This window comes from Photobacterium sp. Hal280, from assembly GCF_037162255.1.
GTDB lineage: Bacteria > Pseudomonadota > Gammaproteobacteria > Enterobacterales > Vibrionaceae > Photobacterium.
Window position 1 is genome coordinate 2,348,040 of the sequence record NZ_JARLUO010000005.1, and the last position, 21,376, is coordinate 2,369,415.

General features: G+C 53.0%; 16 protein-coding genes and 4 tRNA genes. 11 read left to right on the forward strand and 9 right to left on the reverse strand.

What is annotated here, in order from left to right; genetic code table 11:
• Positions 1 to 34: 34 nt before the first annotated feature.
• Both aroC and rluF read right to left on the reverse strand, forming a co-directional pair.
• On the reverse strand, positions 35 to 1,132 hold the full coding sequence (aroC, locus tag P4S53_RS20135) for a chorismate synthase (protein WP_120511444.1): 1,098 nt from the start codon (positions 1,130 to 1,132) through the stop codon (positions 35 to 37).
• Positions 1,133 to 1,224: 92 nt separating this feature from the next.
• Positions 1,225 to 2,286 (reverse strand): 23S rRNA pseudouridine(2604) synthase RluF, encoded by a 1,062-nt coding sequence (rluF, locus tag P4S53_RS20140; RefSeq protein ID WP_337114092.1) that lies wholly within the window; start codon positions 2,284 to 2,286, stop codon positions 1,225 to 1,227.
• Between the two features lie 320 nt (positions 2,287 to 2,606).
• Between rluF and P4S53_RS20145 the strand changes: the two genes are divergently transcribed.
• Complete coding sequence (locus tag P4S53_RS20145; RefSeq protein WP_337114093.1) at positions 2,607 to 3,230, forward strand: porin family protein; 624 nt, start codon at positions 2,607 to 2,609, stop codon at positions 3,228 to 3,230.
• A 60-nt stretch (positions 3,231 to 3,290) separates the two neighbouring features.
• Here the strand turns inward: P4S53_RS20145 and P4S53_RS20150 are convergent, their stop codons facing one another.
• Together P4S53_RS20150 and P4S53_RS20155 are read right to left on the reverse strand one after the other, a co-directional pair.
• Positions 3,291 to 6,431, reverse strand: coding sequence for a multidrug efflux RND transporter permease subunit (locus P4S53_RS20150; RefSeq protein ID WP_337114094.1), 3,141 nt, complete (start codon positions 6,429 to 6,431; stop codon positions 3,291 to 3,293).
• Entirely contained in the window at positions 6,431 to 7,540 is a 1,110-nt protein-coding gene (locus P4S53_RS20155) for an efflux RND transporter periplasmic adaptor subunit (RefSeq protein ID WP_337114095.1), read from the reverse strand. The genes P4S53_RS20150 and P4S53_RS20155 overlap by 1 nt, the downstream gene beginning before the upstream one ends.
• 215 nt (positions 7,541 to 7,755) lie before the next feature.
• Between P4S53_RS20155 and P4S53_RS20160 the strand changes: the two genes are divergently transcribed.
• The 6 genes from P4S53_RS20160 (at position 7,756) to P4S53_RS20185 (ending at position 10,265) form a co-directional block, all read left to right on the forward strand.
• Positions 7,756 to 7,840, forward strand: a tRNA-Tyr gene (locus P4S53_RS20160).
• Positions 7,841 to 7,909: 69 nt separating this feature from the next.
• Positions 7,910 to 7,994, forward strand: a tRNA-Tyr gene (locus P4S53_RS20165).
• Positions 7,995 to 8,062: 68 nt separating this feature from the next.
• Positions 8,063 to 8,147, forward strand: a tRNA-Tyr gene (locus tag P4S53_RS20170).
• A 68-nt stretch (positions 8,148 to 8,215) separates the two neighbouring features.
• Positions 8,216 to 8,300 (forward strand) — tRNA-Tyr (locus P4S53_RS20175).
• Positions 8,301 to 8,526: 226 nt separating this feature from the next.
• Positions 8,527 to 9,216 (forward strand): response regulator, encoded by a 690-nt coding sequence (locus P4S53_RS20180; protein WP_337114096.1) that lies wholly within the window; start codon positions 8,527 to 8,529, stop codon positions 9,214 to 9,216.
• Complete coding sequence (locus P4S53_RS20185) at positions 9,213 to 10,265, forward strand: hypothetical protein (RefSeq protein ID WP_337114540.1); 1,053 nt, start codon at positions 9,213 to 9,215, stop codon at positions 10,263 to 10,265. Before P4S53_RS20180 ends, P4S53_RS20185 begins: the two co-directional genes overlap by 4 nt.
• 31 nt (positions 10,266 to 10,296) lie before the next feature.
• Here P4S53_RS20185 and P4S53_RS20190 read toward each other — a convergent pair whose 3' ends face one another.
• Positions 10,297 to 11,271 (reverse strand): glutathione S-transferase family protein, encoded by a 975-nt coding sequence (locus P4S53_RS20190; RefSeq protein WP_337114541.1) that lies wholly within the window; start codon positions 11,269 to 11,271, stop codon positions 10,297 to 10,299.
• Between the two features lie 181 nt (positions 11,272 to 11,452).
• Here P4S53_RS20190 and xthA point away from each other — a divergent pair, with 181 nt between their 5' ends.
• Positions 11,453 to 12,259, forward strand: a complete 807-nt coding sequence (xthA, locus tag P4S53_RS20195) for an exodeoxyribonuclease III (protein ID WP_337114097.1) — start codon at positions 11,453 to 11,455, stop codon at positions 12,257 to 12,259.
• 63 nt (positions 12,260 to 12,322) lie between these two features.
• Positions 12,323 to 12,973, forward strand: coding sequence for a glutaredoxin 2 (gene grxB, locus P4S53_RS20200; RefSeq protein WP_337114098.1), 651 nt, complete (start codon positions 12,323 to 12,325; stop codon positions 12,971 to 12,973).
• Between the two features lie 89 nt (positions 12,974 to 13,062).
• Here the strand turns inward: grxB and P4S53_RS20205 are convergent, their stop codons facing one another.
• From P4S53_RS20205 to P4S53_RS20220, 4 genes are all read right to left on the reverse strand, one after another.
• Positions 13,063 to 13,740, reverse strand: coding sequence for an ABC transporter permease (locus P4S53_RS20205; RefSeq protein ID WP_120511450.1), 678 nt, complete (start codon positions 13,738 to 13,740; stop codon positions 13,063 to 13,065).
• Positions 13,741 to 13,743: 3 nt separating this feature from the next.
• Positions 13,744 to 14,484 carry an ABC transporter permease gene (locus P4S53_RS20210; protein ID WP_337114099.1) on the reverse strand — a complete coding sequence of 247 codons (741 nt, stop codon included), beginning with the start codon at positions 14,482 to 14,484 and terminating at the stop codon, positions 13,744 to 13,746.
• 142 nt (positions 14,485 to 14,626) lie between these two features.
• Positions 14,627 to 15,403: an ABC transporter substrate-binding protein gene (locus P4S53_RS20215; RefSeq protein WP_337114100.1), complete on the reverse strand. Its 777-nt coding sequence runs from the start codon at positions 15,401 to 15,403 to the stop codon at positions 14,627 to 14,629.
• A 115-nt stretch (positions 15,404 to 15,518) separates the two neighbouring features.
• Positions 15,519 to 16,289, reverse strand: a complete 771-nt coding sequence (locus P4S53_RS20220; RefSeq protein ID WP_337114101.1) for an ABC transporter ATP-binding protein — start codon at positions 16,287 to 16,289, stop codon at positions 15,519 to 15,521.
• A 1,119-nt stretch (positions 16,290 to 17,408) separates the two neighbouring features.
• Here P4S53_RS20220 and P4S53_RS20225 point away from each other — a divergent pair.
• The gene (locus P4S53_RS20225; protein WP_337114102.1) at positions 17,409 to 18,899 is read left to right on the forward strand and encodes a DUF3360 family protein; all 1,491 of its coding nucleotides are present in this window, start codon (positions 17,409 to 17,411) and stop codon (positions 18,897 to 18,899) included.
• Between the two features lie 142 nt (positions 18,900 to 19,041).
• Positions 19,042 to 21,318, forward strand: a complete 2,277-nt coding sequence (gene pflB / locus P4S53_RS20230; protein WP_337114103.1) for a formate C-acetyltransferase — start codon at positions 19,042 to 19,044, stop codon at positions 21,316 to 21,318.
• Positions 21,319 to 21,376 lie beyond the last annotated feature (58 nt).

The following is a 21,376-nucleotide window of genomic DNA, read 5'->3' on the forward strand; positions in this document are numbered from 1 at the left end:
AGCAGCCAGCCTTTATGGCCTGCCAGTTAGCGCTTTAGTCGATTTCTTTCAGCTTAGGCGTCGAGGTAATCACATCGGCGTTTTGCGCGCGGTGGCGCAACAGGTGATCCATCAGCACGATCGCCACCATGGCTTCGGCAATCGGTACGGCGCGGATGCCGACACACGGATCATGACGACCACGGGTCACGACCTCAGCGCTTTCGCCTTGCTTGTTGATTGTCTCGCCCGGCACGGTAATGCTGGATGTGGGCTTGAGCGCCAGATGAGCAACGATGTCCTGACCGGAGGAAATCCCGCCTAAGATGCCGCCCGCATGGTTAGATTTGAAACCTTGCGGTGACATGGCATCGCGGTGTTCGCTGCCGCGCTGTGTCACGACATCAAAGCCATCGCCAATCTCTACGCCTTTCACTGCGTTGATGCCCATGAGGGCGTGAGCAATGTCCGCATCCAGGCGATCAAACACCGGCTCACCCAGTCCGACCGGGACATTCTCAGCCACGACGGTCAGTTTGGCGCCGATGGAATCACCTTCCTTTTTGAGCTTACGGATCAGCTCATCCAGCGCGTCGACTTTCGAGGCATCCGGGCAGAAAAAGGCATTCTGCTCGACCTGATCCCAATCAACCGTATCAATACTGACGTCGCCCATTTGCGATAAGTAAGCACGCACTTCAATACCGTGCACCTGTTTCAGGTATTTTTTGGCAATTGCGCCAGCCGCTACCCGCATCGCGGTTTCACGGGCGGAAGAACGACCGCCGCCGCGGTAATCGCGGACACCGTATTTTTGCTCGTAGGTGTAATCAGCATGGCCGGGACGGAACAGATCTTTGATCTGGGAGTAATCTTTTGAGCGTTGATCGGTATTTTCGATCATCAGACCGATAGAAGTGCCGGTTGTCTGGCCTTCAAACACACCGGCCAGGATTTTGACTTCATCCGGCTCGCGGCGCTGTGTGGTGTACTTGGAGGTTCCCGGGCGACGACGGTCGAGATCGTGCTGCATATCGGCTTCTGTCAGTGCCAACCCGGGTGGGCAGCCATCAACGATGCAGCCCAGCGCCAGACCATGGCTTTCGCCAAAGGTGGTGACGCGAAAAACTTGTCCAATTGTGTTGCCTGCCATGACTTCCCCTGTAACTTTGCTTCTGGCTTTTTGTAATCATTGAATAGTGCAAAGTTGCGCAGGGGAATGCAAGCAGAATCGGCGTTCAGCCGTTACTGGTCTTTCTTAGACTTCCATTTTTTAATGCCGGGCGAGGTCGATTCATGACCCGAACGGTCCGGACGACCGCCTTTCGGTCCTTTGCCCGCATGCCCACCGGATTTTTTATCGTGCGGCCGCTGCGTTGATTTGCCCGGTTTGCTGCCCGGACGACGACGCTCAACCTCACCTTTTCCTTGATAGGTTTTATACCTGACCGGTGCTTCCTGCTCGCCATGCTTGCGGGCATCGAACAGTTTCGCGTCTGTGGCTTTGCTGATGGCCTGCCCCTGACTGTCGACCCGCGAGGCTTCCTCTGTTTTGCTCGACAGCGCCAGCAAACGGTGGATCTCTGCCATTTCATCCTCGGTCAGATAGCGCCATTTCCCGTTTGGCAGCCCGTCGATGGTGATATTCATAATACGGACGCGGCGAAGTTTATAGACTTCAAAGCCCAGCGCTTCGCACATACGGCGGATCTGGCGGTTCAGGCCCTGGGTCAGCACAATACGAAAAGAATAAGTGGTTTCCTTGGTAACTTTACACGGCAAAGTCACGGTATCGAGAATCTCAACCCCGGATGCCATTTTGGCCAGAAACGCCTCGGTCACCGGTTTATCCACCCGCACGACATATTCTTTTTCATGTGAGTTACCGGCACGGAGGATCTTATTGACGATATCACCGTCATTGGTCATGAAAATCAGACCATCAGACGCCTTGTCCAGTCGACCAATCGGGAAAATACGTTTGCGGTGACCAATGAAGTCCACAATATTGCCTTCGACATGCCTTTCGGTGGTGCAGGTGATCCCGGCAGGCTTATTCAGTGCAATATAGACAGGCGGCTCTTTGCGGCGCAGCGGTTTGTCATCCACCAGCACTTCATCATCCGGGCCGACTTTGACGCCCATTTCTGGCTGCTGGCCGTTAATCAGCACCCGGCCTTGTTCAATCAGTTTGTCGGCCTCCCGGCGCGAGCAATAACCTGTATCACTGATAAATTTGTTCAGGCGAACCAGACTGGTGTCTGAAGATGGTACGTCATTACGGGACTGAGGTTTATTTTCTGGCATGGTGATCTTCTTCATTGTGCGTTTCACAACGCGTTCGGAAGCAGGGATTTTACTGTAAAATAGCCGAATTTCCATGCTTTCACATCGAATGAACAGCAACACAGACTAACTCTTCGATCCTTGACCCAGTATCAGATTGAATTCACTCAACGTTTGATATTCCAATGCGTCATTTTAGATACAAAAAAAGCGCACAGTTGGTATGAGCCGCCTCACAATACGCACCATGTGTCACTTCTCTTGATTTCATTTGATAGGTTTGGTATTAAGCTTCTCGCTTTTTTTACATTAAACATTTTAATACAAAGTTGGTTATATCAATGAAATCAATCGTTATTCTTTCTGCTGCATGTTTCATGGCCTCCGCCCCTGCTTTTGCAGAGACATCATCACCCGCCGAGACAGTCTCATCCAATAAAACGTATTTTTATGGTGGTATTGGTACAATCGGCCTGACGATGAAAGACAAACCCAATGCAATTACTGAAGATATTACACCAAACCTTTCTCTGGGGTTGGGTCACGAGTTCAGTGAATATCTTGCTCTGGAAACCTTCATCAGTTTCAGCTCGACAGAATATTCCAATGAATGGAATCCTTATGATAATACTAAAATTGAGCTTTCACTCAGCCAGATTGGCGTCAGTGTTGTGCCGTCAACCGGTGAACTGGGTAATTCAGGCATCAAACTTTACGCACGCCTGAACGCTTCTATGGTCAGTGCCGATGCAGAAGTTTCCGGTTCAAGCCTGAATGGCTACACATTAAACTCCAGCGATACTGGTGCCATGCTGGATGGTGGTGTGGGTATCCAATGGAATATCAATGATAACTTTATGATTCGCGGTGAATACCTGAAAAACATAGCAGACAGTTCACTGGATGATTTCAGTGATTACTTTGATTATCAAGGCGCTCAAATAGCGGTAGGATATCGCTTCTGATCACATCTAAACCATAAAAAGACATTCAGTAAGATAAAGGGGCTTTACGCCCCTTTATCTTTATTTACCTGTTTCATTCAATGGCAGTTCACCATGGCTGCGGCGTCCCACATAATCATGCTCCAGGGCTTTTTGCAGCTGTGCCGCGACATGGCCCGGTGACTGAGTTTTCGCGCACACCAGACGATACATGGCCGGGATCACGAACAAAGTCACCAGAGTCGCAAACGCCATACCGAAGAACACCACAGTGCCGACCGAAATGCGGCTTTCATAACCGGCGCCGCTCGACAGCAGCAGCGGTAAGGCACCAAACAAGGTGGTAAATGCCGTCATCAGGATCGGGCGTAAACGCCGTGCAGAGGCATCGACAATGGCCTGCTCAAAGGCGATGCCTTTATCCCTGAGCTGGTTGGCAAACTCCACAATCAGAATGCCGTTTTTGGTCACCATGCCAATCAGCATGATCATGCCTATCTGACTGTAGATATTCAGGCTCTGTTCCATCAGGATCAGTCCCTGCAAGCCACCGAAGATCCCCAGCGGCACGGTCAGCATCACCACCATCGGGTTAATGAAACTTTCGAACTGCGCCGCCAGCACCAGATACGCCACCAGCAAAGCCAATCCAAAGATCATCGCCATACTGCTCTGATTCTCGCGGAAATCTTTCGATTCACCGCCATAGTCGATCACAATATCACTCGGCAGCATAGACAAGGCCTGCTCATCCATAAATTCGAGCGCTTCACCCAAGGTATGGCCGGGCATCAGGTTCGCGGTGATGGTGATCGACTTCTGCTTCTCGTTATGGCTCAGCTTGCGGGCGGCTGCCACTTCTTCAACTTTCGCCACACTGTTAAGCGACACCAGCTCGCCGTTCCTGGCGCGGACATATATCCGGCTCAGATCCATCGCATTGTTAAAACTGTTTTCATCGCCGCGCAGATACACATCGTATTCCTCGCCGCGTTCGACAAAGGTGGTTTCACTGCGCCCGCCCAGCATGACTTCCAACGTTTCGGCAATATCCGACTGCGGAATACCCAGCTCGGCCGCCCGAGGGCGATCAACCGTCACCACCAGCTCAGGTGTGGTTTCGGCGTAATCGATGTCCACGCCGTCCATCATGCCGCTGCCCTGCGCGACATCTTTCAGTTTGGTGGCCCAGGCAAACAGCTCGTCGTAATCAGCACCGTTGAGGATAAACTGCATCGGCTCGGACGAACCGCCCCGAAATCCCGGCATAAAGGGCCAGACACGGATATCCGGAATGCCCTGCAGGGCTTTGCGGATCACCCCGAGTGCCTGGGTCGCGCTGACATCGCGATCTTCCCAGTCTTCCAGCTGCATGATCACAAAACCGGTCTGATCCCCGGCCCGCCCGCCAAAGGCCGGCGTCTGGATACTGACAGAGCGGATCAGCCCTTTGCCCACCATGGGCAGCAAGCGCTGCTCAACCTGTTCGATATTGCCGACCATACGGTTATAACTGGTGGCTTCCGCGCCACGGACAAAGGCAAAGATCACCCCTCGGTCTTCAGAGGGCGCCAGCTGGCTCGGCACCAGTTTAAACAGCCAGACACTGGCGCCGACCACGGCGACAATCAGCAAAGGTGCCGCCCAGCGCCAGCGCACGGCCTGAGTGACCGCTTTGCGGTACACCGCCTCCAGCGCTGCAAACTGACGATCGACAAAGCGGTTGAAGGGTCCGGGTTTGACATTGGCTTTAAGCAGTTTGCTGCCCAGCACCGGACTTAAGGTCAGTGCTATCAGTGAGGAGAACAGCACAGACATTGCCAGCAGCACAGAAAACTCAGTGAACAGCGGCCCCACCATGCCATCCATAAAGCCGATCGGCAGGAACACCATCACCAGCACCAGCGTGGTGGCAATCACCGCAAAACCGACCTCTCGGGTGCCTTTAAACGCCGCCAGCAAAGGCGGCTCGCCCCTTTCGATATGGTGGTAAATGTTTTCGACCACCACAATGGCATCATCCACCACCAGGCCGATAGCCAGAATCAGGGCCATCAGGGTCAGCAGGTTGATGGAAAAACCCAGATAATAAGCCGCCATAAAAGCGGAAATCAGCGACACCGGCACAGTGACCGCCGGGATCAGGGTCGCCCTTGCCTGTCCGATAAAGACATACAGCACCAGCACCACCAGCGCGCCTGTGATCAACAAGGTGTTGTAGACCTCGTTGATCGAGCGCTCAATAAAGATGGTCGAGTCGTAATCCACTGCCAGCTGGGTGCCGTCCGGCAGAAAACGCTGCAGCCTGTCCACTTCTTGTTGGACCGCAGCGGCAGCTTGCAGCGGGTTGGCGTCTGACATCGGCACGATGCCTAAGCTCAGGCTGGATACCCCATTGCTTTTGAAGGTGGCATCTTCGTTTTGCGCGCCGATGGCCACATCGGCGACATCTTTGAGGTAAATCGGCGTGCCGTCTTGGGTCTGCCGCACCATCAGGTAGGAGAAGTCTTCTGCGGTGCGGTACAGACGCGCGGTACGTACCGACATGGTGGTCGCATCGTTACGCACTTCGCCGCCCGGCAGTTCAACGTTTTCATCCCGCAGGGCGTCGATAATATCCGTGGTGGTCACGCCGCGCCCGGCCATCTGTTCCGGCAACAGGCGGACATACATAACTTTATACAGTGCGCCGGTCAGTTGCACCGAGCTGACGCCATTGATCAGGCTGAACCTGTCGGTTAACACCCGTTCGGCGTAGTCAGTGAGCTGTGAGCGGTCCATTTCGCTTGAGGTCAGATTGATATAAATCGCCGCTTCACCCGATCCGTCATCTTTGGAGACAATCGGCTCATCCGCGCCATCGGGCAGGCTGCGCCGGGCCCGGGAAACGGCGTCACGCACGTCGCTGACCCCTTCGGTGAGGTTCCAGCCCATTTCGAACTCAACGCTGATCCGCGAGCTACCGTTACGTGTGGTCGAGGTAATGCTTTCAATGCCGCTGATGCCCGACAGTTCATCTTCCAGCACAGTGGTGACTCGGCTTTCCATAATGGTTGCCGATGCCCCTTCGTACGAGGTGCCGATACTGATCACCGGGTTTTCCACATCGGGCATCTCCCGAACCGGCAGTTTACTGAATGACACCAGACCGAACACCACCAGCAGCACGCTCAGTACAATCGCGACCACCGGGCGTTTTACTGCAACGTCAGATAACCACATCAGGCATTATCTCCCGCTTGCATCACACTGGCCGCTTTGGTCTCAGACGGGTTGCCCGGGCTGACATCCTGCACGGCCAGGCCATCACGCATATTGACCAGTCCCTGCACCACAATGCGATCACCAATCTCAACGCCCGATTCAATCACCACTTCGTTTTTCACTCTGGCGCCCAGCGTCACTTCGGTTCGGTGCGCAATGCCTTGGGGATCAACAAGGTAAACAAAACGCTTGGTGCCGGAATACTCCAGCGCCTGAACCGGAATAATCGCCGCCTGCTGCGGGGTAAAATCCAGCGCCGCTGCCATCAGCATGCCGGGCTTGAGTTTACCGCTGGTATTCTCAAACTGGACACGCACCCGGATATTGAGTGATTCAGCCTGAACCCGGGAGTCAATCGCCTGAATCGTGCCCTGAAACGTATCATCCGGCCATGCCTGACTTTTTGCCTGTACCGCCATGCCAGGTGCCAGTTTTGACAGGTATTGCTCAGGCACCTGGACGTCGAGGCGCATGGTTGACAGATCATCGAGCGTAAACAGCTCACTGCCGACCGTCACGGTATGACCTGCACTGAAGTCAATCAGACCCACAGTCCCGGCAAACGGCGCACGGATCTGGTGATCATCCAGCTCCGCTTTAGCCGCATCCAGGCGGGCTTTGGCGATGCTCACACTTGCCTGCTGCGCAATCAGTTCGGTCTGGGTCAGGGCGCCGCGCTTCACCAGCCGCTGATATTCGGTATATTTACGCTTTTCGTCGTCATAATAGGCTTTCGCTTCATCGTAAGCGGCCTTGGGCTTGGCGTTATCGAGCTGAACCAGCAACTGGCCCTGGGTCACTTTCCGCTCGGTGTCCACCACAATGCGATCCACCTTGGCGGCCACTTCAGTAGCAATGGTCACTGAACGCTGCGCGGCCAGTTTGCCCACCAGAGAGACAGAGCTGACTACTTGGTGTGAGCTCACTTCGCCTGTCGCCACCGGCACGCTGCGGCCAGGTTTGGGCTGGCTGGCGGCTTGGGCAGCATGAGACTGCTGCTGAAAATAGAAATAGCCCCCGCCGGCCAGGGATGCCGCTACCACAACGGCCAAAACAACTTTCTTCATGCTTACGCATCCTGTTCTTTGTTATGGGCTAATCATATCTGACCCACAGAATAATCGGGGTAAAGAAATGTAAAGCTAGGCAAGTTTTCCTCACAAAAAAGCACAAACCGTAGACGTAACTTGCAAAACGACGAAAAATCCAGCAAGCAACGATGAATATTCAGAAAAAGGGTTTACAGTCTTCACCTGTTTGCTATTATCCGCACCGCACTTGTGGAGGGGTTCCCGAGTGGCCAAAGGGATCAGACTGTAAATCTGACGGCTCCGCCTTCGAAGGTTCGAATCCTTCCCCCTCCACCATTTTTGATGAAAGTGGTACGCTGTACGGCTTTCACGGCTGAAAAGCCAGACAATACGACAAAATCCCGTGGAGGGATTCCCGAGTGGCCAAAGGGATCAGACTGTAAATCTGACGGCTCCGCCTTCGAAGGTTCGAATCCTTCTCCCTCCACCATCTTTTCTGAGAGTAGCGCTTTGCTGCTTTCAAGGCTGATATAGCCAGACAATATGCAAAAATCCCGTGGAGGGATTCCCGAGTGGCCAAAGGGATCAGACTGTAAATCTGACGGCTCCGCCTTCGAAGGTTCGAATCCTTCTCCCTCCACCATCTTTTCTGAGAGTAGCGCTTTGCTGCTTTCAAGGCTGATATAGCCAGACAATACGCAAAAATCCCGTGGAGGGATTCCCGAGTGGCCAAAGGGATCAGACTGTAAATCTGACGGCTCCGCCTTCGAAGGTTCGAATCCTTCTCCCTCCACCATCTTTCAAGCCAGCGCATCGCGCTGGCTTTTTTTATTGCTCTCTTTTCTTTCGCTTTGTCACGCGCCCTGCACCATTCTCACTTTTGCGACTTTATGATTTCTTGCCCTCCAATCACCACATAGCACAATTTTTCACCACAAAAACCGACTACACTCAGTCTATCTAAAATGTGACTGCCGCCACATTTGCATGCAGTTGCATTCCGGTTGCTCTGAGGACATAGGATGGCTACCCGATTGCACACCCTGAGCCTTACGCCCCCGCCCTGGCATAAGCTGAAAGTCTTGCTGGTCGACGATCAGCCCAGCGCCCAAAGCCTGATGAAAGGGGTACTCGTGCAGATTGGCCTGCGCCACATTGACACCGCCGCCAACTATCGCGAAGCCATCAAGCATTGCCAGCGCTCAGCCTATGATCTGCTGCTGGTCGATTTTCATTTAGATAACACCCTGACAGGCAGCGAATTGCTGACCCTGCTGCGAAAAAAACAGCTGCTCAGTGCCGATTGCGGGATCGTAATTTTTTCGGCAGACACCAGTGCCCGAGTGGTGCTCAATGCGCTGGCGGTCGAGCCGGATGCCTTCGTCACTTTGCCACTGCCACTCAATACACTGCAGCAAAAGCTGAGCCACGCATGGCGCAACAGTCAGGCCCGGCAGCCTGTCTATCAGCAATTGAGTGAGCACGGCCTGGATCAGGGGATCCGGCACTGTAAACAGCAACTGCTGCAGCATGGTCCGGATCACCAGCTGGAGAGCTTACTGCTTGATATGCTGATGGAAAAAAAGACTGGGTACAGGCACAGCGCTATATCCGGCTCTTTCAGAGCTGTCATCCCTCAATCAAAATCTCGCTGGCGGAAGCCAGAGTTGAATACCAGTGTGGAAATTCAGCCAAAGCCCTGCAGCTGCTGAAACACCTAATCGGGAAACACCCTCTGTGCCTTGAGGCGATGGATTTGCTGGCAAACTATCAGGCCGAGCAAGGGCAACCGCTGCAAGCACTGACCACAGCCCAGCGCGCACTGAAACTGTCTCCCTCTGCCAGTCACAGGGCCCTGAAGGTCGCGCAGCTGGCCGCAAAGTGCCAACAACCAGATGCATTCGCTCAGGCCGGGCTCACGCTGGCCACCCATTTACCCATTATTGATGTTGGCTGGATTATCTGCCTGGCCGAATTCAGTGCCAGCTTCGAGCAATTGTATTTCAGCCTGGATGATCCGCGCACCCGCCGTCTGCTCCACCAGACGCTGAGCCAGATAGCCCAGCGTGCCCACCACAGATTACTGCCCGCGCAGCGCCCTTTTCTTTATTGCTTCAAGCAATTGCTGAATGCCCGCCTGCTGCTGGCGCAAGGCAAACCGCTGAAAGCCAAGCGCCGCCTGTTACTGGGCTTGTCCGGCTATTTTGACCGCCTCAATAAACTGCCGTCAGTGATTCTGGCCGATGCGCTGCCGCTGCTGTTACAGCTGGGTGAAACCCGATTGATTGCGGATATCTGCCAGGTCCTCAAACACAGAGACAGCTTTGACGGCCACAGCCAGTTGAGGCTGCAGGCATTGCGGGAAAATACTCACGCTTTTGACGCATTGCGCTGGCTGGAGTCCACCTTCAAACGCGCTCAGGTCATTCGCCACTCGCAGCCATCCCAGGCGCTGTTTCATTTTGATGCCATCATTCACGACTATCCGCTTTGCAGCGAAGCCCATCTGGGCCGCCTGGATTGCCTGCTCAGGTTGCAGTCACCGGGCCTGGCAGCCAATATTCGTACCAGCCTGCTTGCTGTCGCGATGATGCCGCTGCCTGAGGCGCTGGCTCAGTGGCGCAGCGAGATACTGAGTCAGATGCGCGCCGGCAGACACTCCGATCCTGCGACAGGCGGTTTGTCTGTGCCCCTACCTTACTCGGTGAACCGGGATTTGCCGCCGGTCCGCATAGAGATCTGGGCGCCACTGCTCCATTAGGAAATTGCATTAGGCCTGCATGAAGACTGCATCAGGCGCTCAGGCTGAATCTGCCCCTGTCATGCGGTGAGTCCAGATCCAGCTGAGGTCCCAGCGGCACGACGCCGGTTGGATTGATCATCTGATGACTGAAGTAGTAATGACGTTTGATGTGGTAAAAATCGACCGTCTCAGCTACGCCCGGCACCTGATACAGTTCTTTCAGGTAGCCCTGTAAATTCGGATAATCGGCAATGCGCTGCTGATTACACTTAAAATGGCCCACGTACACGGCATCAAAGCGGATCAGCGTGGTAAACAGCCGCCAGTCGGCCTCTGTCAGTCTGTTGCCGGTTAAATACCTGTGATTGGCGAGATGGGCATCGACTTTATCCAACGCCGCAAATAACTCAGAATACGCCGTGCTGTAAGCCTCCTGAGTGGTGGCGAAACCGCACCGGTACACGCCGTTATTGATCGACGGATAAATAAACGCGTTCCACAGCTCGATTTCTGCCTGCAGCGACCGGGGATAATAATCACTCTGGTTGCCAGTGATCTCGTCAAAGGCGCTGTTCAGCATGCGGATAATGTCTGAGGATTCATTGCTGACGATGGTTTGGGTTTCTTTGTCCCACAACACAGGGACGGTGACCCGGCCGGTATAGTCCGGTTTGGCTTTGGCATACAGCTGATGCATAAAGTCAAAGCCGTACAGCGGCTCCGGCTGCGCAAACTCCCAGCCGTGCTCCAGCATGTCCGGGCTGACCACAGTGACCCCGATATGCGGCTCCAGCCCTTTCAGGGTCCGGAAGATCAAGGTTCTGTGTGCCCAGGGGCAGGCCAGTGAAACATACAGGTGATAGCGGCCGGATTCCGCTTGAAAGCCTTGTTGTCCCTGCGGCCCGGGACGGCCGTCCGCCGTTAACCAGTGGCGAAAGCCGGCATCTTCACGCACGAATTCACCGTCGCTTTTGTCAGTGTCGTACCACACATCGTGCCACACACCTTTGATCAGTTTACCCATACTCGCCTCAGCGTTGATTTTCACTTGCCTTCATTATAGGAAAGCCAGTGTCATCAGTCGGCGCAGAAAATCCGGTAAAGATCATCAAGATATTCGAACAGCTCCGCGCTGACCTTACGCGATGACCAGCAACTGTGCTAGGATGGCTGCATTCTAAACCCGGACAATACAGAATCATCAAATGAAAGTTATTTCTTTTAATATCAATGGATTAAGAGCAAGACTCCATCAACTGCAAGCGGTCATCGATAAACACCAGCCGGATGTGATTGGTCTGCAGGAAATCAAAGTCCATGACGAAGCCTTTCCGCTGGCTGACGTAGAAGCCATGGGTTACAAGGTCTACCACCACGGCCAGAAAGCCCATTACGGTGTTGCGCTGCTGTGTAAGCAGGAACCGGTTCATGTACGCAAAGGATTTCCGACCGATGATGATGAAGCCCAGCGCCGGATGATTATGGCCACCTTTGAGCAAGAAGACGGTAGAACCGTGACTGTGCTGAACGGCTACTTCCCTCAGGGTGAAAACATCAATCACGAAACCAAGTTTCCGGCCAAGGAAAAGTTTTATGCTGATCTGATGACCTACCTCAATACCCATCACAGCAGTGATGAAGAGCTGGTGGTCATGGGCGATATCAATATCAGCCCGATTGATCTGGATATCGGCATTGGCCCGCAAAACGCCAAGCGCTGGCTGCAAACCGGTAAATGCTCCTTCCAGCCAATTGAGCGCGAATGGCTGAAAACCCTGATGGACTGGGGGTTTGTCGATACCTTCCGTCAGCTTCATCCCACCGCGGATGACAAATTCTCGTGGTTTGACTATCGCTCTAAAGGCTTTGATGACAACCGCGGCCTGCGCATTGATGTGGTTCTGGCGACCCCGTCGCTGGCGGCTCGTTGCCAGGAAGCCGGGATTGATTACGAACTGCGCGGTATCGAAAAGCCGTCTGATCACGCACCTATCTGGTCTGTTTTCAAATAATCACCGCCTTACATCCACTGCCAGCCCCTTCATCGGGGGCTGGGTTAGACGAGGTTTATATCCATGAAACTCTTTGTTTTCGATCACTGCCCGTATTGCATTAAAGCCATGATGGTGGCCGGGCTGAATAAGGCCGATGTTGAGCTGGTTTTCCTACAAAACCATGATGTGCAGGCGCGTATCGATAAAGTGGGTGCCAACATGGTGCCTATTCTGCAAAAACCTGACGGCAGCTATATGGCAGAAAGCCTGGATATTGCCCGCTATCTTGACGAGCAGGACGGTCAGCCTCTGCTGGCGAAGGCCCGGCATGAGGCACGCATTGCCGAGTGGTACGATGCTGCCCGGCCTTTCAGCAGCCGTTTAGTGTATCCGCGCTGGCTGATGATTGACCTGCCTGAGTTTCAGTGCCAGGAAGCTAAAGACTGGTTTGAGCGCAATAAATCAGCCATGATCGAACAAAGCTTTGATGACGCCTTTGCACAGACAGCGCAGTATCTCAGCGGTATGGAAGCAGTGCTGGCCCAGCTCGACTGGCTGACCCTGCCTTCCGAGCGCGGCAATGTGCTCAGCTATGACGACGTCAATCTGTTCCCGACCTTAAGAAACCTGACTGTGGTCAAAGGGCTGACTTTCCCTGCCCGCGTACGCCAGTACCTTGATCAAGTGGCCGCGCTGACTGGCATCAGCCTGTACGATGCGGTGGCAGTGTAATTGCTGATTTCGCCATGCAATAATATGCCATAAACAACGAAGCCAAGGCATCTGCCTTGGCTTCGTGTGTGATGCATGATGAGCTCTTCTCAGCTCAGCGCTTTCATATGGCGCAGGAATCGCCCTTCAAGCTTGCGGAAAGCCCAGATCACAGTGAACGTCAGCACCATGTAACACAGTCCTGCAAACAGGTAGGATTCAAAAGGTGCGTAATAGCGAGAGTTCACGATCCGAGCCGCACCGGTCAAATCCACTATGGTTACGATACCGGCGACCGCCGAGCCGTGAATCATGAAGATCACTTCATTACTGTATGCCGGTAAGGCGCGGCGCAGCGAGCTTGGCAAAATAATCCGGCTGAATGCCTGCCAGTGACTCATACCGTACGCTTTCGCTGCTTCCACTTCCCCTTTCGGCATACTGTTGATGGAACCCCGCACGATTTCTGCCGTATAAGCCGCCGTGTTGAGCACAAAGGATACCAGGGCACAAAACCAGGCTTCTTCCCACAGCGTGCCTTGTACATTGAGCAGTTGGCTCATGCCGTAATAAATCAGATATAGCTGTACCAGCAGTGGCGTTCCACGGAAGAAGTAAATGTACGCCCAGGCGGGCCCTGAAATCAGCGGATTCTTGCTGTTTCGTGCCACACCGATAGGAATGGAAATCACCAGACCAATGGCAAGTGCCAGCGCCACCATCCACAGTGTGGTGTAAAAACCTTGCAGATACAGCGGCCAGCTATCAGTCAGAATACTAAAGTCCATCTCTTACCTCGTATGGATACTGAACCGACGCTCTGCCCACTTCAATACCGAAGTGGAAAGCGAGGTAAACACAAGAAACAACACGGCAATTGCCATATAGAAGGTAAACGGCATCTGAGTCGTACCGGCGGCCAGGGCCCCCTTACGCACCATGTCATCCAGGCCAATGATAGAGACCAGTGCTGTGGTTTTCAGCAACACCAGCCAGTTATTGCCAAACCCCGGTAAGGCATGGCGGATCATTTGCGGCAACAGGACACGGCGGAACGACATCGCACTACTCATGCCATAGGCTTTCGCGGCTTCCAGCTCACCTTTGTCCACCGCCATAATGGCACCGCGGAAGGTTTCAGCCATATAGGCACCGAAGATAAAACCAATGGTCAGTATACCCGCGATAAAGGGACTGACTTCGATATAGTCAGGCAGATAGGCCGTCCATTCATGGCTGGGATCTGATGACGCAAAATAATTGTTCAGCCACTCATTGATGCCATACAAACTGTTGTTCAGCAGTACCTGACCGCCAAAGAAGATCAGCATCATGAGTACCAGATCAGGAATACCGCGGATGACAGTGGTGTAAGTGGTCGCCGTTAAGCGGGCCAGGCGATAGCGTGACAATTTTGCCAGCGCACCGATCATACCCAAGACCATCGCCAGTACCAAAGACAGCAAAGCAACCTGCAAAGTTACCCATGCGCCTTCGATCAACGACCATTCGTATCCTTTTAAATCTAACAAGGGGTCACTCCTTTAAACTGCAAAGAGTCAGCGACAGATAGTAAAAGTGCCGAGCCACCCTCGACCCGGCACTCTCATTCGTCTCATCACATCGCTCGTACACCGGGAGACATCTTGATGTCTCTGAGTCCATTGTCAGCGATTACTCACCGTAGACGTCGTAAGAGAAGTATTTGGACGCCAGTTGCTGATAAACGCCTTTTTCGCGCAGCGACAAGATGGCTTTATCCAGTTTTTCGGTCAGATCTTTATCCTGCTTGCGGGTTGCAATCCCGAAGCCTTCACCGAACCACTTAGGATCAGTCAGAGAAGGACCGATGAACTCGTACCCTTCGCCGCCGTCTTTGTTCAGCAGACCTTCTTCCAGAGCAGAAGCATCACCCAGTACGGTGGCAATACGGCCGGCTTTCAGATCCAGGTAAGCGTCATCAAAAGAGCCGTAGCGGACGATCTCAACAGAGTCGCCATAGTTGTCGGTCAGGTATTTATCATGCGTCGTTGCACGCTGAACACCAATTTTCACGCCCTTCAGGCCTTCTTTACTGAAATCAATCTGTGTGCCTTTCTTGGCCACAAATTTATTGGGGATCAGCGCGTATTTACCGGTGAAATCAACTTTCTTTTTACGCTCATCCGTGATGGACATCGCGGCAATGATGGCATCGTATTTACGCGCCAGCAGAGACGGGATAATACCGTCCCAGTCCTGGGCGACGATCTTACATTTTGCCTGCAGTTCTTCACACAGTGCATTGGCCATGTCGACGTCAAAACCTTTCAGTTCACCGCTTGGTTCGGTCCAGCTGAATGGAGGATAGGCGCCTTCAATACCGAAGCGAATTTCTTTCCACTCTTTCGCTTGAACTGAGGTGGCCCCCAGAGCAGAAACGACGGCGGCAGCCAAAATCCATTTTTTCATTGTCTTACTCCTGTTGTATTTGCACCCACCCCGCTTGTGAGTATGGGATGGTTGTAAACCGCTGAAACAGCGAAGTTGTTAATTATCGGGCTTGAGTAAAACTCACATCCCTATTTTAGTAAATGGAGGAAATAAATTGTTTTAATCTTTCTGAATCCGGGTTCTGGAACAGCTTTTCAGGATGCCCCTGTTCTTCAACCAGCCCCTGGTGCAGGAACATCACCTGATTTGACACATCGCGGGCAAATGCCATTTCGTGTGTCACCACCAGCATGGTACGTCCTTCCTGAGCCAGATCCTGCATGACGCCCAGGACCTCACCGACCAGTTCAGGGTCAAGCGCCGAGGTAGGTTCGTCAAACAGCATGACTTCGGGGTCAACCGCCAGTGCGCGGGCAATGGCAGCCCGTTGCTGCTGACCACCCGAGAGGTGACCCGGGTAATAATGACGTCTGTCGTACAGACCCACTTTCTTCAGTAAGGCTTCGGCTTTTTCAATGGCTTCCGCTTTAGGTACACCAAGGACATGCACAGGTGCTTCGATCACATTTCCCAGTACAGTCATGTGTGACCAGAGATTAAAGCCTTGAAAAACCATGGCCAGACGGGAGCGAATGCGCTGCACCTGACGATCATCGACAGGCAGGAATTCACCCCGGCGATTGTTCTTCATTTTGATCAGTTCGCCATTGACCCAAATTTCACCCTGAGTTGGCGTTTCCAACAGGTTAATACAGCGAAGAAATGTACTTTTACCTGAACCAGAAGAGCCAATGATCGAGATGACATCGCCGCAATGCGCAGTGAGCGAAATCCCTTTCAATACTTCATTCTGGCCAAAAGATTTATGTAAATCCTTTACTTCAAGCGCTACTGCTTCTGTCATGCGCTTTGTCTCCTGTTGCTTGTCAAACCCAAATACTGCACCAGAAACGAATGATGCAAATGTGGCTGAATGCGCTGAATACTGTCGGCTAAAGTCTTTATGCATGTTAGTGAAAGTTCGCACCACATCACTATTAACACTACACCAACATTAGCAGAACGATATTAGTTACCCATTGTTATTGCTGGTAACTCATCACGAATACACGCCACGGATAACTTTATCTTTTTATCAAGCCAGTTAGTGACGCTACCATTCATCCTGCTCCTCTCGGTAATCCGACAGTGAGATAGTCTGTTTTCGCAGCCCTTTGACGAAGGTATCACCACGAACTTTGCTTGACAACATTTTGTTAACTTTCGGATTTTAGCATTATAAGATGGAAAAATCGCATATTTAATCAATAAAACAGGACAAACGATTATTTAATAATCGCAATAGATTCTCACTATTTTAGTATAAAAAATCAGTTTCATACTTACGGCCGAATTATCCGCTGCAAGTGATAAAAAGAATAAACATCAGAGGCAGCTAAATAAAAGCGCGGCAGGGAGTCTTCTGAATTTGCAGGTGATAAAGGCAATGACTTTGATTGCGCCAGGATGTAATCGATATCGGGCTATTCACAGAATAAGAATCCTCCCGTAGTCAATCATTCCTTCTGTTTGCCTCAGCAAAATGAAAGTGGGCAAACATGCAGAATGAGTAACTGATCATGTGCTTTACGCTAATTATAAAATTCGTCATAACATGACGAGGCTTGCAGAAATTGAATTTGCTCATCACACGAAAATCGCCGCAGAGGAAACGAATATTGCCTTTTCTTGCACTGCCCCCGGTCCGCTTCCCCCTTTCCTTGACCTCATCAAGACTTAAATTTACGTAATAAAATTACAAAAAATCACCAAGCCACCGCTTAATTCACCCTCAGCACAGGTTTTTACGTAGTATTTTTCCATACAAGAGACTTGGATGATCAGGATCAACTTTTCATGGGATCCCCGGGAGTAAACTGTCCTCATTATCAGTAATTGATACCAGAACATAAATCCGCACTGGATTCAGGCCACACCTCCGGTGCAGAGCACAAGAATTATAGACTTGTAGAACGAGGCCCTTATGTCATCAAACCTTCTATTCGGTGACGTCAAAACCGATGTGGACTCCGAGCGTTATTCGGCCCATCACAAACCCGCCAGCCGCTTTTCGAGCCGCTCCCACTACCTTGATCACGAACTGCAGATCCTGAATCCGCGCCGGTGGGCACTGAACCTGCCCGGCCGCGATTTCCGTTTCGAATGGGAAGATCTGGTCCCTGCAATCGCCGGCACGATCGGCATTATTGCGATGTACTCAGCCGTGATGTCCTCTTATGCTGCCGCTTACGGACTGGGTCCGGAGTTCGTGGTTGAGAACGTCAGGGTTGAGATGCTGGTATCAGCATCACTGTTTTGTATTCTGGTCTCCGGTTTTCTGAACCCGCGCGCCAATCTGGCGGGCAATCATGGTCCGATGATCCCCATGATCGGCATGATTGCCGCCGCCGGCGGTCACCCGTTAGCACTGGCTATTTTACTGGGCGGCTTCGGCCTGGCGCTCAGCCTGTGTAAAGGCGGCTCCCGACTGGTCAAGCTCACCAGTGACGGTGTGGCTGGCGGGCTGTTGATTTTCCTGGGCTTTGTCGGCTCCAGCGGCCAGATAAAAAGCCTGCTGAGCTGGGGCAGCGATATCAATATGGGCTATGTGGCCACTTTCATCCTCTTTATCTCGATTGTGCTGTATGCCTTTCTGGCCCGAATCGGCAAGCGCTGGCTGGCGATTCCTGTCTGCGCAGTGACTGGCGGTCTGATCGCCGCCATCATGGGCGCCCCGTTCGAGTTTCATACCACCCCCGGCCTGCCCAATCTGAACCCGGCCTATTGGTGGGGCTCAACTGAAACAGGCTGGAAACTGGGCATGCCAACCATAGAGCATTTCATTGCGTCGCTGCCGTTTGCCCTGCTGGCCGTGGCCATGTGGTCACCCGACTTTCTTGGTCACCGCATTTTTCAGGAAATGAACTACCCTGAAAAAGCCGAGAAAGCCCTGATGGATGTCGATGACACCATGACCGGTTGCTCGGTTCGCCAGATCGTCGGCGCGGCATTTGGCGGCGGTAATGTCACTTCATCCTGGGGGACCTACATGATCCCGGCCGCCATCGCCAAACGTCCGATTCCGGCCGGTGCCATTTTGCTGGGCAGCATATGCATCATTGTGGCTATTATCGGCTACCCTATGGATATTGCGATCTGGCCGCCGGTGATGACGATAGCCCTGCTGGCCGGTGTATTCCTGCCGCTGCTTGAAGCCGGGATGCAGATGGTCAAAGACGCCAAGTCCAGCCAGTCGGCGGGGATCTGCATCTTCGCGTCCATGGCAGTAAACCCGGTGTTCGGCTGGGCTGTCACTATGCTGCTGGATAACAACGGTCTGATTGGTGACAAAGACAGACCAAATCACCTGACACTGGCTGATCGCATCATCATTCCGGGCCTGACACTACTGGTGTGCCTGGGCGCCATGCTGGCGGTCGGCATGATTCCGGGTATCCCTGCACTGTTGGGATAACACAGGAAAAAGAATAGGTTCCGACCTATCAGTGCGGTAAATCAAAACGCCGCACTGACAGAAATGATACAAATTGCACAGGCTGCAGACTGATTGCAGCATTTGCAGACATTTTCTACTGACGATAACAGGTAGGTATAATATGGCAGATCAATTTGCAACGGCTTGGGAAGGCTTCAAGGCCGGTGAATGGCAAAGTGAAGTCAACGTCCGTGACTTCATCCAGAAAAACTATACCCCTTACGAGGGCAATGAAGATTTTCTGGTCAGTGAGGGCACAGCTGCAACCCAGAAGCTCTGGGCAAAAGTGATGGAAGGCATCAAACAGGAAAACGCCACGCACGCTCCTGTTGATTTCGATACGTCAATCATTTCCACCATCACAGCTCACGATGCGGGCTATATCGACAAATCACTGGAAACCATCGTCGGTCTGCAAACGGATGCCCCGCTCAAACGGGCGATTATCCCCAACGGCGGTATCCGTATGGTCGAAAGTTCCTGTAAAGCTTACGACCGTGAACTGGATCCTCAGGTCAAAAAAATCTTCACTGAATACCGCAAAACCCACAATCAGGGTGTTTTCGATATTTATACCCCGGACATCATGAAATGCCGTAAGTCTGGGGTGCTGACCGGTCTGCCCGATGCCTACGGCCGTGGCCGCATCATCGGCGACTACCGCCGGGTGGCCCTGTACGGGATTGACTATCTGATGCAGGACAAACTGGCTCAGTTTACCTCGCTGCAAGCGCGTTTCGAGCAAGGCGAAGATCTGCAGATGACCATGCAGCTGCGCGAAGAAATTGCTGATCAGCATCATGCACTGGCACAGATGAAAGAAATGGCCGCCAAATACGGCTACGACATTTCGCGTCCTGCCGAAACCGCGCAAGAAGCAATTCAGTGGACTTACTTCGGCTATCTGGCGGCGGTGAAATCGCAAAACGGGGCGGCGATGTCACTGGGTCGTACCTCGACCTTCCTTGACATCTATATGGAGCGGGATCTGGCGGCCGGTACGATCAGCGAAGAGCAAGCCCAGGAAATGATAGATCACTTCGTGATGAAGCTGCGCATGGTGCGCTTCCTGCGGACGCCTGACTATGATGAACTGTTCTCCGGCGATCCGATCTGGGCGACCGAATCTATTGGCGGTATGGGCGTTGACGGCCGGACACTGGTATCGAAAACCAGCTTCCGCTTCCTCAATACCCTCTACACCATGGGGCCAAGCCCGGAGCCGAACATCACTGTGCTCTGGTCAGATCGCCTGCCGGAAGGCTTTAAGAAATTCTGCGCCAAAGTGTCGATCGATACCTCATCGATTCAGTATGAGAACGATGATCTGATGCGTCCGGATTTCAATTCAGACGATTACGCCATTGCCTGTTGTGTCTCGCCTATGGTGGTTGGTAAGCATATGCAGTTCTTCGGCGCCCGGGCCAACCTGGCCAAAACCCTGTTGTACTCCATCAACGGCGGTGTGGATGAAAAACTGAAACTGCAGGTCGGCCCGAAAGCCGCCCCGATGACAGATGAAGTGCTGGACTATGACAAAGTCATGGCCAGCCTGGATTCTTTGATGGACTGGCTGGCGACACAGTATGTCACCGCGCTGAACGCCATTCACTTCATGCATGACAAGTACAGCTACGAAGCGGCATTGATGGCACTGCACGACAGAGACGTGCGTCGCACCATGGCCTGCGGGATTGCCGGCCTGTCGGTGGCGGCGGACTCCCTGTCGGCCATCAAGTACGCCACAGTGAAACCGGTGCGCGACGAAGACGGCATTGCCACTGACTTTGAAATCGACGGCGACTATCCGAAATTCGGGAATAACGACGCCCGCGTCGATGACATCGCCTGTGATCTGGTCGAACGCTTTATGAACAAGATTCGTCAGCTGAAAACCTACCGCGATGCCATTCCGACTCAGTCGATTCTGACCATCACCTCCAACGTGGTGTACGGGAAGAAAACCGGGAACACCCCGGACGGACGCCGTGCCGGTCAGCCTTTCGCGCCGGGCGCCAACCCGATGCACGGCCGTGATGAGAAAGGGGCGGTCGCCTCGCTGACATCAGTCGGTAAATTGCCGTTCGCACACGCCAAAGACGGTATTTCTTATACCTTCTCTATCGTGCCCAATGCACTGGGGAAATCGGACGATACCCGCCGCGCCAATCTGGCCGGTCTGATGGACGGTTATTTCCACCACGATGCCGGTATTGAAGGCGGCCAGCACCTGAACGTCAATGTGCTGAACCGGGAGACACTGGAAGATGCGGTGAAACATCCGGAGAAATACCCGCAGCTCACCATTCGGGTGTCCGGGTATGCGGTCCGCTTCAACTCACTGACCACAGAGCAGCAACAGGACGTGATTGCACGGACCTTTACTGAGTCGCTGTAAACCCTTGCCGGGCAGCAACGCCCGGCACTGCACTTCCCCGCGGCTTGCAAGAGTCGCG